The sequence below is a fragment of the Paenibacillus taihuensis genome, from assembly GCF_003386535.1.
GTDB lineage: Bacteria > Bacillota > Bacilli > Paenibacillales > Paenibacillaceae > Paenibacillus_Z > Paenibacillus_Z taihuensis.
On the sequence record NZ_QTTN01000002.1, the window covers coordinates 264,110 to 277,594 of the forward strand.

Annotated in this window: 11 protein-coding genes, 1 rRNA gene and 1 pseudogene; 5 read left to right on the forward strand and 8 right to left on the reverse strand. The window is 49.9% G+C overall.

Annotated features, from left to right (window positions below):
* Window positions 1–15: 15 nt before the first annotated feature.
* The 7 genes from A8990_RS03375 to A8990_RS03410 form a co-directional block, all read right to left on the reverse strand.
* Window positions 16–990, reverse strand: a complete 975-nt coding sequence (locus tag A8990_RS03375; RefSeq protein WP_147306760.1) for a glycosyltransferase family 61 protein — start codon at window positions 988–990, stop codon at window positions 16–18.
* Window positions 991–1,015: 25 nt separating this feature from the next.
* Complete coding sequence (locus A8990_RS31365; protein ID WP_181909375.1) at window positions 1,016–1,588, reverse strand: SDR family oxidoreductase; 573 nt, start codon at window positions 1,586–1,588, stop codon at window positions 1,016–1,018.
* Window positions 1,589–2,518: 930 nt separating this feature from the next.
* The gene (locus A8990_RS03390) at window positions 2,519–3,352 is read right to left on the reverse strand and encodes a GerAB/ArcD/ProY family transporter (protein ID WP_116187606.1); all 834 of its coding nucleotides are present in this window, start codon (window positions 3,350–3,352) and stop codon (window positions 2,519–2,521) included.
* Window positions 3,352–3,579 carry a hypothetical protein gene (locus A8990_RS03395; RefSeq protein WP_116187607.1) on the reverse strand — a complete coding sequence of 76 codons (228 nt, stop codon included), beginning with the start codon at window positions 3,577–3,579 and terminating at the stop codon, window positions 3,352–3,354. Before A8990_RS03395 ends, A8990_RS03390 begins: the two co-directional genes overlap by 1 nt.
* Window position 3,580: 1 nt before the next feature.
* Window positions 3,581–4,783: a Ger(x)C family spore germination protein gene (locus A8990_RS03400; protein ID WP_245995822.1), complete on the reverse strand. Its 1,203-nt coding sequence runs from the start codon at window positions 4,781–4,783 to the stop codon at window positions 3,581–3,583.
* 25 nt (window positions 4,784–4,808) lie between these two features.
* Window positions 4,809–6,329, reverse strand: coding sequence for a spore germination protein (locus A8990_RS03405; RefSeq protein WP_425463877.1), 1,521 nt, complete (start codon window positions 6,327–6,329; stop codon window positions 4,809–4,811).
* 243 nt (window positions 6,330–6,572) lie between these two features.
* On the reverse strand, window positions 6,573–7,922 hold the full coding sequence (locus A8990_RS03410) for a putative bifunctional diguanylate cyclase/phosphodiesterase (protein WP_116187608.1): 1,350 nt from the start codon (window positions 7,920–7,922) through the stop codon (window positions 6,573–6,575).
* 67 nt (window positions 7,923–7,989) lie between these two features.
* On the opposite strand from A8990_RS03410, the gene A8990_RS31215 reads away from it, so the two are divergent.
* The 5 genes and pseudogenes from A8990_RS31215 to A8990_RS03430 all read left to right on the forward strand — a co-directional run bounded on the left by A8990_RS31215 (window position 7,990) and on the right by A8990_RS03430 (window position 13,051).
* Complete coding sequence (locus A8990_RS31215) at window positions 7,990–8,286, forward strand: hypothetical protein (RefSeq protein WP_147306761.1); 297 nt, start codon at window positions 7,990–7,992, stop codon at window positions 8,284–8,286.
* Window positions 8,180–8,788 carry a hypothetical protein gene (locus A8990_RS03415; protein ID WP_116187609.1) on the forward strand — a complete coding sequence of 203 codons (609 nt, stop codon included), beginning with the start codon at window positions 8,180–8,182 and terminating at the stop codon, window positions 8,786–8,788. The genes A8990_RS31215 and A8990_RS03415 overlap by 107 nt, the downstream gene beginning before the upstream one ends.
* A gap of 194 nt (window positions 8,789–8,982) precedes the next feature.
* On the forward strand, window positions 8,983–10,122 hold the full coding sequence (locus A8990_RS03420) for a winged helix-turn-helix domain-containing protein (protein ID WP_116187610.1): 1,140 nt from the start codon (window positions 8,983–8,985) through the stop codon (window positions 10,120–10,122).
* A 60-nt stretch (window positions 10,123–10,182) separates the two neighbouring features.
* Window positions 10,183–11,424, forward strand: coding sequence for an MFS transporter (locus A8990_RS03425; RefSeq protein ID WP_116187611.1), 1,242 nt, complete (start codon window positions 10,183–10,185; stop codon window positions 11,422–11,424).
* A 220-nt stretch (window positions 11,425–11,644) separates the two neighbouring features.
* Window positions 11,645–13,051: pseudogene (locus A8990_RS03430) on the forward strand (IS1182 family transposase).
* A gap of 155 nt (window positions 13,052–13,206) precedes the next feature.
* Here A8990_RS03430 and A8990_RS03435 read toward each other — a convergent pair.
* Window positions 13,207–13,485: ribosomal RNA gene (locus A8990_RS03435) — 23S ribosomal RNA — on the reverse strand; the annotation flags it as partial.

Sequence of the window (13,485 nt, forward strand, 5' to 3'; positions counted from 1 at the left end):
TTTCCGGTACGGATTCTATAATCTCATCTGTTGGCAAAGATGCTTAAGGTCAGGTATCGAAACGCAGATGTTGTCAAGACCCGCCCAATACCACGGAAGCCCTTCATAACGGGGAGGCCGGGAGCCGATTCCTGTGTAGGCAACATGCTGCAGCCCTCCGTAATCGCATATACGCTTAATATCATGGACAATGAAATTGGGAGAGAAAAATTCAAGCACCTTGGTCTGTGGGCTGCAGAAGGTCAGATTCGTCAACGCGCTTCCGGTAGGCGAAATCACATAGGCGGCTTCCGAGAACAGCTTGATTTGTTCTTTGACCGGCAAGCGCTCCGGATAGATGATCTCAAACCCAAACGATTGCAGGACCCCGATGACCTCCTCTTCATTCGTTAAGGTTCTTCCGACCGAGTGCCCGCGGCTTATATACAATCTTCTTGAAGGTCTTGGCTCCTGAGAAAGAAACTGGCTTCTTAAGAAATGATAGATCCATTCCTGCCCGAATCCGATTGATGGCGCGATTAGCCGTTCAGCCTCGATATGAGTTTGCTTGTTGCTGTAAATCAAACGATCAGCTGTGATGCCAAGCATCTCCAGCGTCTCATACTGAAAGGGCTGCAACTGTTCACTCAAGATGTATTTATCTACAGGTATCCCGGTGCACGAAAGCAGATAGATACGTGGAAGGACGTCATACATCCAATGATAGTAGTTGGATGAGCCGATTTTCGTCAGGACGGCAATATTTCCAGGCACATACTCGACTGGCGGTAACGTTTGAGTGAGAAAAATCGGATGTTTGTGAGGATCATTGCTCCAATCATACGAGACTTCCCAAATCAACACATTGTTAGGAGAAATCACGGTTCCGCTATCACCGTACACCCTGCCCCGGGGAATCGTAGCTACAAAGGTTGGACACTTGGCATTCACGGCAACCTCGCAGTATACATCCGATAATGCGTAACCCGAGCTGACGGCCCAATCTTTCATCCAATAATAATAATCCGTTGGCCTGTTAATCAGACGGAATCCCACCTCTCAGATTTAGACTTGGATGTTGGTAGGTTCCATACTGTTCCGTCGTGATTAACCGTTCGATGCATTCCGCTAAATCAAGCGTACTCATAGGGGAGTCGACTTGATCGCTGGCCAACTTGATCGTCTCCTGATTCTCGGCGAGCGAGCGTACAATGAAATGCCGGGGACAAACCGCCTTCACGAACTGCTCCCCCAGCAGCTTCGATTGGCCGTAGATATTGAGCTTGGTTCGATCCAATTCGCTATAATCTGTACTGAAATGAACCAGCTTTGCACCGGCTGACTCCGCGGCAATTGCCAAATGGCTGACTCCGAGCGCATTGATCCGGTAAGCTTCCTCAGCAGCCTCCTCGGCGAAACCTACCTTGGAATAGGCCTCCGCATTAATAACAACGTCTGGCTTCATAGCGCCAATACGCTTCTGCACAGCTCGCAAGTCACAAATATCGAGCTCCTGCCGGGTATAAACCGTGCATGCATACGATGGTCCGAGAACACGGAGCAAGTCTCGTCCGAGCTGTCCATCGGCACCTGTGATTATGATATTCATGCGTTTCCTTCCTCCTAATCTCGGAAGCTCCCTGACAGCCGAAGTCCGGCATCGAGCAGCAACTGCTGCGTTCCAGCGTCTGTCCACCATCCCGATAGAATTCGATATCCCAGCCTCACGAACGGTTCCGCAAGCTTCCTGTGCCGCCGGCTAAGATGATTCCTCTCAACTGCGCAACTCCTTCTCTCTCGAGATATAAATCTGAGATAATACCATGCTGCTATGATATGCATCCCTGTCGGATGACTAATGGACGATTACCTCCACCGTTCAAAATTGGCTCTTGCCCAACCCAAAAGCGCAAGGATTCGAATGAAAGAAGCGGCTGCCCGTAGGCAGCCGCTTCTTAGGACAGGGATCTTGATCCCGAAAGATATTAGATTAGGGATGTATTACCATAGAGTGCAATCAGAGCTTGGCCCATTCTCTAGTAAATAGGCATGAAACGATAACATCTGATAGATTCGCTACATAGAATATATAGATTCTACAAGAAAAGAGGTTGAGATAATATGTCAGATTCAAGAGGCAGCAATGGTTCGCGCGGCTCCAACGGTTCCCGCGGTTCGAATGGTTCCCGGGGCTCCAACGGTTCCCGCGGCTCCAACGGTTCCCAGGGCTCCAACGGTTCCCGCGGCTCCAACGGTTCCCGCGGCTCCAACGGTTCCCACGGCTCCAATGGTTCCCGCGGTTCCAACGGTTCCCACGGCTCCAATGGTTCCCGCGGTTCCAACGGCTCGCGTGGTTCCAATGGTTCCCGCGGCTCCAATGGCTCCCGCGGAAACTAACGATTGCAGTTACCTGATCACCTTTTCGAGCACAAAAAATAAAAGCTGCCGGTGTTTTTGCAGCTTTTTTTGCATACCGATATTCCAACCTGATCGCACCAGAAGGCACTTCAATTTCGAGCTTGCAGTACGCTGCCGCGATTCACTCGGAGGCATTACCATTTTTAATACTTTCGCTAATTACAGACACAACCAGCTGTGCCAGCGGAATGATTAAACCGAATGTGATCGCATAGAATGGCCAGATTTCAGCTGCGAACACTCTAAAGTAAACGATATTGGGATAAACGACGATGGATAACACAACTAATAAAATGGCTAATGGAATGATTAGAGGACGAGAGGTTCTCAATCGAAACAGCTGTGCCATGCCATGCACGGAAGCATAGAAGCAGATGGCCAGCTTATAGAATATAGTCACAAACCAAATAATGGCCACAAGGACCTCGATGCGCTGGAGAAACTCCCCGACTTGAATTTTTTTGGCTAGCGTATAGCTTGGGAAGGTATGTCTGGCCGTGAAATCCCAACCAAGGACGAACACGCACAGCACGGTCACAATAATGATGACGAAGCCTCCGAGCAAGGAGCCTTTGACAAAAGCCGATCCATACCCCTTGGGCTGGTTAACGGAAGGGAATATCATGAGGAAAACGACAAGCTCCATATAAGGAATGCTGAGAACGGATAAGCTTCCATGAATAATGCCTTTCACACCTGATTCGAACGTAGGCTGAATCCGGTCGAATTCAATTTGCGGGAGCAGGAACACGATTAGCACGGTAATCAGCAGCGCAACCCATGGCAGGAAGACCTCCGCCGAACGAGCGATAACTTCAAGCCCTAAGCTTATGCCCATCACGACAGCGACCACGAATAGGGTATGCACGACTTGGATCGGCGTCTTAGTATGGATAATTGTCGCAGATTTATCTTCCCGTTCTGTATCATCAGCCCCGACTTCCTTTCCAACCATTAATTGAAAACCGACAGAATGGCATTGCTCATCGGCTTGTACACCGCGGTAATCCAATCCAGCGGGTTAGGGATGGGCCAATGCCGTTTCTGGGCAACGCAGAGCATCAGGCTGAATGCAAGAAGCAACGAGAACATCCATAACTCCTTGAACTGTCTCGCGCGCCTCAGTTTCGGATATTCATAATAAGCAGCTCCCGCCGCTGCGATAATCGCTATCCAGAGCAACTCAATCCCCCTCCATTCGTTCGAGGAACGATTCCACAACCGAACCTGTACGGCGGATTTTCGCATAGACCTTCACATGCACGGGCATGCGGACGAACTCGTCGTCCCAGTGATCCTTAAGACGGTTCCATGCTCTATAATCCGCGCGATGAATCGCCGCACCGAAGCCGAACACATCCGACTTGTAGAACTTCGCCCGCTTCACGGAAGATACGATCGTCGACTTGATTTCATCTCTTAATTCTTTCTCAAGCAAGGCAATTGCCTTATTCTCGCCGAGCGGCATGCCGCATTCTACTTCCCCGATATTCCCTTCCACACGGACGCTAACTTGCACCTCAGGATGTCCGTTTACGAACTTCCCTTTCAGTTTATGAGTCGTATGGATAAGCTCAATATTCAGCGAACCGCCAGTCTGACAAGGTAGCCGAACAATCGTGCTTTGTATGTTGCCAAGAATGTAGTTGTAGCCTTTGCTCTGTTCGCCATTGAACCAGCCCACGAGCCGATCCTTATGGAATACGGCAAGACCTTCATATCTCAATACGGTCTGCGGACTTACCAGGCGCACGTTGGCCTGGGACTGGCCATGCTCTGGATTGCCGATAATATGAATCCCGGCCAGCACGGGGTCCTTGCCTTTGTCAACCAAATCATAAATCAATTCATGCAAATCGATCTTGGCAGTGACGCCCCAATTGCGCTCCGCAGCTTCAAGAGAAGAAAACAATTTATCAGCCGGGATTTTGGCCAACGGGGTTAACACTCGCAGTACATCTTTTGCCGTTGCTTTTTTTGCGACGATGATATAGAAGTCTGTTCGTAATTCATGGTCTCTGGACAGGCCATCCAGCACTTTAGCAATTCCTTCGCGCGCCAAGTCTTCTCCAATAACAAGAATGCGCAGATGGGAAGCGTATATTTTTCTTGGGGTCGTCGTGGTCATTTGGCGAATGGATTCGAAGATCGTACGTCCTCTTGATTCCTGTACGGTGATGACGGGCGAACGTCCGCTTCCTTTTGCAGCTGCGATTTCCGACGGATTAATGAGTTGAACCGAGACACTATATTGCTTCTCGTTCTTGTCAAATCCAAAAGCCGTTGCAATGGAAAGCTCATTGAGTTCTTTACGGTTCCAGCAGCCCGTTAACATCAAGCTCGCTGCCAGGACAAGTGCGCATAACAACCCTTTACGCATCAACATGGTTTACACTTCCTCGTACGGTTTGCTATGGCTGCGGAGGTTGCTTTTGCTGCCGTTTACGATCCTGATGACTAACTATGTGCGGACGGGTAAGAAGCATCCATTGGGGCAATCGAATCATATTGTCCTTCTGGTCTTCCTTGATGAAAGGCGCGAACGGCGCCAAATAAGGAACCCCGAACGATTGCAGACTGCTTAAATGCAGCACGAGAATAATTGTGCCTACCAGAATGCCGAATAAGCCAAAGGAAGCGGCAAGCATCATGAAGAAGAAACGGATCATGCGAATCGAGATCCCCATGTTGTACGAAGGTATGACGAAATTCGAAATCGCCGTAATCGAGACGACGATGACCATCGCCGGACCTACTAACCCCGCATCAACTGCCGCTTGGCCGATGACCAGTGCTCCTACGATCGACACCGCTTGTCCAACCGTCCTCGGCATCCGCACCCCGGCCTCTCTTAATATCTCGAAGGTTACTTCCATCAGGAGCGCTTCGATAAATGCGGGAAAGGGAATGCCTTCCCGCTGTGCCACAATGTTGATCAGCAGTTGGGTCGGTATCATCTCTTGATGGAACGTTGTAATCGCAATGTACGCGCCTGGTCCGAACATGGCGATAAATAAGCAAACATACCGAAGCAGCCGAAGAAGCGTACCGATATCCGCACGTTGATAATAGTCCTCCGCCGTCTGAATGAAGTGGGTAAACAACGCAGGTACAACGAGCACGAATGGCGTGCCGTCGACGAGAATGGCGACACGTCCCTCCAGAAGACCGCCGGCAACCGTATCCGGGCGCTCCGTGTTATAGATCGTCGGAAACGGCGACATCGCCTTATCTTGAATAAATTCCTCGATATAACCGCTCTCCAGAATCGCGTCCGTATCAATCCGGTCCAGCCGGGAACGAACCTCTTCCACAACCTTCTCGTCTGCTATCCCTTGAATGTACATGATGGCCACATCCGTGTGTGTCACAGTGCCCACCTGTCTTGTTTCCAACCATAGACTAGGATCCTTGATTTTGCGACGGATCAGTGCGGTATTCGTTCGCAGCGTTTCGGAGAACCCTTCCCGCGGTCCTCTTACGACAGATTGAGAATTAGGCTCGGTTACGCCCCTATCCTTCCACTCATTGGTCGCGGCTGCGATCCCCTCCGCGTAGCCGTCCACAAGAACGATGGTTTCGCCGGATAGAATGGCTTGGCAGAGTTCTTCGAAATCGTAGAGGCTGGAAATGTCCCCGCTCCTGAGCATAAACGATCGAATCCAATGCAAAGGAGAGGTCTCTGACGAGAGCTGCGGAAGCGTCTGGGTATCACTGAAGTTAACAAGCAGCGATTCCAACAATTCTTTCACATTCGCAAGCCCGTCTATATATACGATCGCAGCTGGGTGAGCCTGCAGCGGAGTGATCACTGTAAAACTGCGAATAACAAGATCCGTGCTGTTGCCTAGTTTCGATCGAATAAGGCCCAATGTTGCTTCAAGCTCGGGATGCAAAGCTTCCGTTGTCACAGAGTTTCCGTTATGCTGCAAATTCATCACCTGGTCCAATTACTTTTTACCATCATTTCCATAAAGCGGAGGTTTCAGAATCACGACCGCAGGAAAAAGCCGCACGGTCCATGACATGGACCGGTGCGGCTTTTCGATTTAAACCGATTATACGATTATGGAGCAGGATCGCCGCCAAGCAGTCTTCTCAGATAATGATAGCGGTCTACCTTGATAAAGCTGCAGCCGGGAATCAATGTATGTTTGCGCAGCTGGATAGATAAATCATTGAGCATGCGATTTAATGTCTGTTTTGCCAAGCTCAATATTCTTCTCGTTAATCTCAATGACAGTCATTGAAGCTAATAAAGGAAAGTGAAGATCGACTCGGAAATAGCTTCGTTTATTCTCATACGGGTATTGCTCCTGCTCATTTTCATTCATTAACGGCACTAGAGTACCTTTTTCCAGCAAGCTTGCAAATTGTGCGGCAGGAATAGGTTTACTAAATAAATAGCCTTGAACCAGATCGCACTTTAATCGTTTGAGAATATGAAGCTGTTCCGCGGTTTCAACCCCTTCCGCAACGACAGACATATTCATATGCTGAGCGAGTTGAATAATCGTTTGGATAATCACATTATCGTCATTGTCCCGATGCAAATCTTGTATGAAAGACTTATCGATCTTCAGAATGTTAATTGTACGTTTAAACCGTTTCAAGTAGGAAAGGGAAGAGTAGCCTGTCCCGAAGTCATCGAGCGAAATTTTAATGCCAAGCTTGCTTAAGATATGGAGTATTGTCATAACGGAATCTGCATTTTCTAATAGGGAGCCTTCCGTAATTTCAATCTCCAAGTACTGCGGATCTAATTCGCTATCGGATAAAGCTTGCTGAATATCATGAATGATAACTCTGGATAGAAACTCTTTGGCAGAGACGTTAATCAAAATCGGAATTGGCCTGAGACCGGATTGCTGCCATTTCTTATTCTGCTGGCATACGGTTTGCTTAACCCACTGACCAAGAGGAATAATTAAGCCAGTCTCCTCCGATATCGGCAGAAACTCATCTGGCGGGACAAGCCCCCATTCATTGAAAAGCTTATAGGTCTGTATATTCATGGACGCCGTATAGATTTGATAGTTGTTCTTTCCCAGCTCTTTAGCGCGGTAAAGAGCGGAGTCCGCATTTTTCATCAGCGTAGAGGAATCCTCACCATCATTAGGATGAATGCTGATCCCAGCGCTGGTTGTAATAAACAGCTCATACTGTTCAATAATAAAGGGTTCTTGGAACTTCTCAATAATTCGTTTGGCAACCTCAGTCGCACAGTTAAGATCTCGTATACTCGGGAGAATAACGGTAAATTCATCTCCGCCCATTCTGGCCACAAGATCCGTTTCCCTGATCTGCTCCTGCAAGCGCTTGGCAATGGAGATCAGCAGTTGGTCTCCTACTGCATGACCTAATGAATCATTGATGGATTTGAAACGGTCCATGTCCAAATAAACGAGAGCGAACGATTGTCCGGAAGACTTCGATTTCTCCAACGTTTGCGTGAGAAACCTTTCAAACATTCTTCGATTAGGAAGCTCAGTCAAGGAGTCGTGGTAGGCTAGAAAAGCATTCATTCGCTCCGCTCGTTTTCACTCGGTTACATCAAGAATAGAACCAATGACGGCAGGCGTACCTTGATAGATGATCATCTACGATGCGGCGAAGTCGGTTGATCCGGATATCACGATCATCTATTACGGCATTCATTCGCTCATGCGCAGCGTGTCCGATCTGGTCAATCTCGATGATCTTGGCGATGCGGGAGACAGCGCCGAGCACGAAGCGGCAGGTCACAATCAGCGCTGTTTAATCGCTGGCCGCAAGGCATGGCATGGCGGTCAACACGTCGACCGGGTACTATTGGGATACCCTCGGCGACATCCTGCTCCATACGGCCGTCGTCGGCGTGAACGGACTTACGCTCGGCGAAACCGATAACGACGGGAAGCGCATCACGCAGCCGGACATCAACCGCTGGGCGGCCCTGCAAGCTTGGCGCAGACGCACCTGCGGCTGGAAGCCGCTCTGGCTCGAAGCCGAACTCGGAAGCAGCAAAAGCGAGCCGAAGCTGGTGTCATGGGGACGTTTGGAGGCGTTAAGCGAAGGCCAGCCACAACAGTTGACCGCGCTCGCTCTGCAAAATAACCGATCGGAACCGATTCAATATGACGACATTGCCATTCCCGTTGCATTCACGGGCAGCTGGGCGTTAATAGCTCAGGATGATGCCGATTTAGCGGTATCGTCCTCCTTCGCCTGCATTCCGTTCGCCGCCGGCGAGCTGCGATTGGAACGTGCTTATCGGCAGGTGCATGCGTATGGCGTCGTAGACGGCAAGCTTACTTGCCTTCGCACGATGAAACCGGACGAATTGCCGGATGGGAAGTTCGTTGTGACGGCAAGCGATTTGTCTTCGATTGCCGGGTATTTGTTCGAATAAATGATTCAAGCCGTGTCATCCGCCAACTGCGGACACACGGTTTTTTTGTCTGACTTGCGCAGCCTGCATTCATTATTGTTTCGGCCACTTTGGTCTCCAATATGGCGGTCGGCATGATCCCGTCTATTTGATCGATTTGGCCTGTTGTTCTAGAATTGAATCATGTATTCAATGAACGGGTAAGGAGGATACAAATGATCCATCTTGATCAGCATACCTATCAGGCTGCTTTTGCAGGGGAAAGCATTCAACTTTTGCCCAAGGAATTTGCGCTGTTTCGTTTTCTCTATGAGAATGCAGGACGGTCATTTTCACGGGATGAGTTATTGGAAGCCGTCTGGCCGCTTGAAGCGCCCAGCGACCGGACCGTAGATGATCACATTTACCGCGTACGCAAAAAAATGGCCAAATGGTCGCATCTGCTCCGCGTGGAGACAATTCGGGGACAAGGCTATAAACTAATACGCCATGCCAAGAAGCAGCAAGATAGTCCGCTCCTCGAGGATGAACAATTCGCTGTTGACATTAACCGGATACTCTCCAAATATCATGGACTCGGAATGGGCGCAGCGATGCAACTGCTGGCGACACACCGAGACATCCTAAGCTTGCCGGGCGATCCTTATTACGATACCTATCTTCACTTTGTACGTGGCGATTTCGAATGGATACTCACGACGGACAGCATCAATTATTGGCAGAAGCTTTCCTATGCGGCATTTATCCATGCGACCATCCAGTTGCAACCGCAAGCATCTCTGCGCTACTTTGAAAGATTAATCACCGAAGGCGACATGCTATCGCGGGAATGGCAGTATGATCTGCGAATAAATGTTATTTTCCATTTATTGAAATCCGGCATGCTTGTGAAGGCACAACAAGAGTTAGACGCCATCAGACAGAACATCGCCGATCTGAATTCTCCCAGCTTCACCGCGAACTTTCTGATAAAGGAGATTCATCTACAGTTGCAGGAAGGTCAAATGGATGCTGCGGCTTTCACGATACAGGAGTGTGAAAATCTGCTTGCCCAACATCCGATTCAACGAGAACGGGGGGCGCTTCTTGTGGTAAAAGCGCTCTTCCTGTATCAGCAAGGCAGCATCGCCTCTGCGAGACAAACGCTTGATGAAGGGATGGAAACAACGCGACATACCCAATTTATCCCACATCTGCTCACCAACTTGAACACGGCCCTTCTGTATCTTAGAACGCACGTGCGCGACGAGACCTATCGTTTAAAATATGAGCGGCAATGGGACTTGCTGGCGATACAGTACCGCTTCGACGAGCTATTGGTTAAAGCGGAGCATTTGCTTGTAAACCTGCTCTGATCATCCTCTGACATTCCCCTGATACGATACTTGCAATGATTCGTAACAGGAGGCCTTCATATGTTAAAGAACAATCGTTCGTTCGCAAAGATGTTCATCGCCTACGGTCTGTCAGCACTCGGCGACTATTTTGATTTCATGGCCGTCGCTATTCTCTTGGGATTAATCTGGAAGGCAGACGCAATGACCGTCGCTCTAATGCCGCTCTCTTTCGCTGTGCCAAGCATTCTATTCAGCCAACTGGCCGGGATTCTGGCGGACAGGTGGAACAAGCGGAATCTGATGATTGCCACCGATCTGATTCGTGCCTGTATTACAGTCATGCTGATCTTCGCGCCGAATGCAGCGGTGCTGATCGGTCTGATCGCGCTTCGATCCACCGCTCGCGTTTTCCACTATCCGGCTCAACAGGCGATGACGCGGGGCGTAGTCGAACCCGACCAACTCTTGCAGGCGACCTCGCTCAACGGAGCCGTCTTTCAACTCTCTAAAGTGCTAGGTCCTCTGCTTGGCGTAACCGTGGCCACTGTCTTCTCTCCATCTAGCTGCATGGCGGTTAATGCGGCCAGCTTCGTGCTTTCCGCCTGTTTGCTCCTGCTCATCCCCTCTAAGCATGGACGCATTGCCGCAGCTGAAGCGATATCTAAGGAACCCTTTCAGCTTCGCACGGCGTGGCGGCATGGCTGGCGGATTCTCTTGCAAAGCAGCACCTTGCGGGTAAGCCTCATTTTCTGCTTAATCGGGCTATCCGGCATCCAAATGATCGATGCCCAGATTTCTGTTCTATTGCGGGATGTAGCCCCGCACCGACCCGAATTGATCGGTTGGCTCGTGACCGCGATCGGAGCGGGCGGTCTTGCGAGCGTCACCTGGCTGCGCCGGTTCAAACAGCTTTCGGCGTATGGCTGGCTGCTGGGAGGCGGGGTGACGCTCATCGGTATTATGTTTGCCGTTGCGGGGATGTTTCGGCAGGATACCCCGCTCTGCTTCATCCTGTTCACATCCTTCATCGGAGGCATCGGCACCGGCTTTACCTCGGCAGGCATGAACTATATCCTGCAGAAAGAAACGCCTTCCGAGGCAATCGGCAGGGTCAGCGGTATTTATGATTCCTTGAGCAGCGTCATCTTCGTGATCGCACCGCTCATTGGCGGAGCCTTAATCGAACAATGGGGCGCTTCTTTTACTTTCTTGTTTGTAGGGATCATTGTCGGGAGCGTTGGTATGATTGGCGTCGTTCTGCAGCGTTTGTTATGGAGAACGACAACGTCTGATGAGAGTACCTCTTCTTATGTGGCCTAATTCTTCTTGGCTTCACAGGGTAGGTTGTAAATCTCGTCGGTAATTATGAATAACTGGAGATACCCAGTTATTCAATTGCGATTGCGGCATTTTGAGGCTGTCCCAAAAGCCATAACGCTTTTGGGCAGCCCCTCATTGTTTTCAAATCTGTAAAAAACAAAGAAACCTATCCTTGGTAAAATGGAGGTACCACCCAACCATCTTCGAAAGGAAGGTTTCTATGTACATTCAATATACCATGGACCAACTAACACTGCCAATGGATCTAACTGAGGACATTCCCCCAAACCACCTCGTTCGTGTCGTCAACGACGCCGTTAACCGTTTAAGCGATCACATTTTTGCTAGCGCTTATCCCGGCGGCGGTCGAGATAGTTATCACCCTAAGATGCTGACCAAAGTCATCGTTTACGCATACTCGCAGCGCATCTACTCCTCTCGCCAAATTGCCAAAGCCGTACGTCCAGTTGGAGCATTACTTTGTGGACGGGACGAAGATTGAGGCTAATGCCAATCGCTACACTTTTGTTTGGGGAAAGGCCGTTGTGAAGCAGAAGGCGAAGCTGCAGGAGAACGTACAGACCTTGTTCGCCTCCATTGAAGAGTTGGAACGTCAGGAAGAGCAGAAGCATCGCGGTCGAGATCTTCCCGAACTGGGCGAGGCCGCGCAAATCTCCAGCGAGAAGCTCGAAGAAGCCGTCAAACGGTTGGAGGCTGAACTGCAAGAGAAACCCAAGGACAAGCCGCTCAAAAAAGCGGTACGTACCATTCGCAAAGACTTCCTTCCCCGTCTGCAAAAATATGAAGCCCAGCAGGAGATTTTAGGAAATCGGAATAGCTTCAGTAAGACAGACCCCGATGCGACGTTCATGCGGATGAAAGAAGATCATATGCGCAATGGTCAGCTTAAGCCAGGCTACAATGTGCAAATCGGTACGGAAAACCAGTTCATCGTGGGATATAGCCTGCATCAACGCCCGACGGATACGCGCTGCTTGAAGCCCCACTTGGAGAAGCTAAAAACCTCCCTTGGCAAGCTGCCGGCAACGGTCATCGCGGATGCGGGGTATGGCGGGGAAGAGAACTACGCGTATTTAGAAACCGAGCAAATCGAAGCGTTGGTAAAATACAACACGTATCATAAGGAAAAATTAAAGCAGTGGCAGAAGGATATCAGTAAAATCGACAATTGGCGGTACGACGAGACCGAGGACACGTGGACGTGCGCAGCCAAGCAGAAGCTCTACTTCGTGCGAGAGAGCAAAGAAACCACAGAAACCGGCTATGAGATCATCCACCGCCACTACCGCAGCGCCAATTGCGAAGGGTGTCCGCTTGTACGAAGGCGAACGGAAATCGAGAGATAACAATCAGTCCGGAGTACCTTCGTTATAAAAACCAAGCGCGCGAGAAACTTCGAAGCGAAGAAGGCTATGCGCTGTCGGTTCGGAGAATGATTGAACCGGAGAGCGTATTTGGACAACTAAAGAACAACCGGGGAGTCCGGCGATTTCTGCTTCGTGGCTTGCCAAAGGTAAGCCTGGAGGTCGGGTGGCTTTCGCTTGCCCATAATCTGCTCAAGAAAACAGCTTTGGACCAAAAACGGAAAATGGCGGCGCAGGGATAACCTCCCAAACGCCGCCATTTGTTTATTTTATACAATTTTTGCACTGCAGGACCGCTCTACAACGTGAGTTGACTTACTTTTGGGACAGCCTCTTAACGTTACGCCTTGAAAACTGGATACGAACCTTTGCGAAGTTCTTGCTTGATTAACTTGTTTAGGATAAGCCCTCGACCGATTAGTATTCGTCAGCTCCACACATTGCTGCGCTTCCACCTCGAACCTATCAACCTGATCGTCTTTCAGGGGTCTTACTAATTGGGAAATCTCATCTTGAGGGGGGCTTCACGCTTAGATGCTTTCAGCGCTTATCCCGTCCGCACTTGGCTACCCAGCTATGCTCCTGGCGGAACAACTGGTACACCAGCGGTGCGTCCATCCCGGTCCTCTCGTACTAAGGACAGCTCCTCTCAAATTTCCTGCGCCCACGACAGATA

What these genes read in the sequence shown, in the direction of transcription:
- A8990_RS03375 (WP_147306760.1), bottom strand. Translation starts at nt 990, where the DNA reads ATGAAAGATTGGGCCGTCAGCTCGGGTTACGCATTATCGGATGTATAC.
- A8990_RS31365 (WP_181909375.1), bottom strand. Translation starts at nt 1,588, where the DNA reads ATGAATATCATAATCACAGGTGCCGATGGACAGCTCGGACGAGACTTG.
- A8990_RS03390 (WP_116187606.1), bottom strand. Translation starts at nt 3,352, where the DNA reads ATGGTTGGAAAGGAAGTCGGGGCTGATGATACAGAACGGGAAGATAAA.
- A8990_RS03400 (WP_245995822.1), bottom strand. Translation starts at nt 4,783, where the DNA reads ATGTTGATGCGTAAAGGGTTGTTATGCGCACTTGTCCTGGCAGCGAGC.
- A8990_RS03410 (WP_116187608.1), bottom strand. Translation starts at nt 7,922, where the DNA reads ATGAATGCTTTTCTAGCCTACCACGACTCCTTGACTGAGCTTCCTAAT.
- A8990_RS31215 (WP_147306761.1), top strand. Translation starts at nt 7,990, where the DNA reads ATGATCATCTACGATGCGGCGAAGTCGGTTGATCCGGATATCACGATC.
- A8990_RS03415 (WP_116187609.1), top strand. Translation starts at nt 8,180, where the DNA reads ATGGCGGTCAACACGTCGACCGGGTACTATTGGGATACCCTCGGCGAC.
- A8990_RS03420 (WP_116187610.1), top strand. Translation starts at nt 8,983, where the DNA reads ATGATCCATCTTGATCAGCATACCTATCAGGCTGCTTTTGCAGGGGAA.
- A8990_RS03425 (WP_116187611.1), top strand. Translation starts at nt 10,183, where the DNA reads ATGTTAAAGAACAATCGTTCGTTCGCAAAGATGTTCATCGCCTACGGT.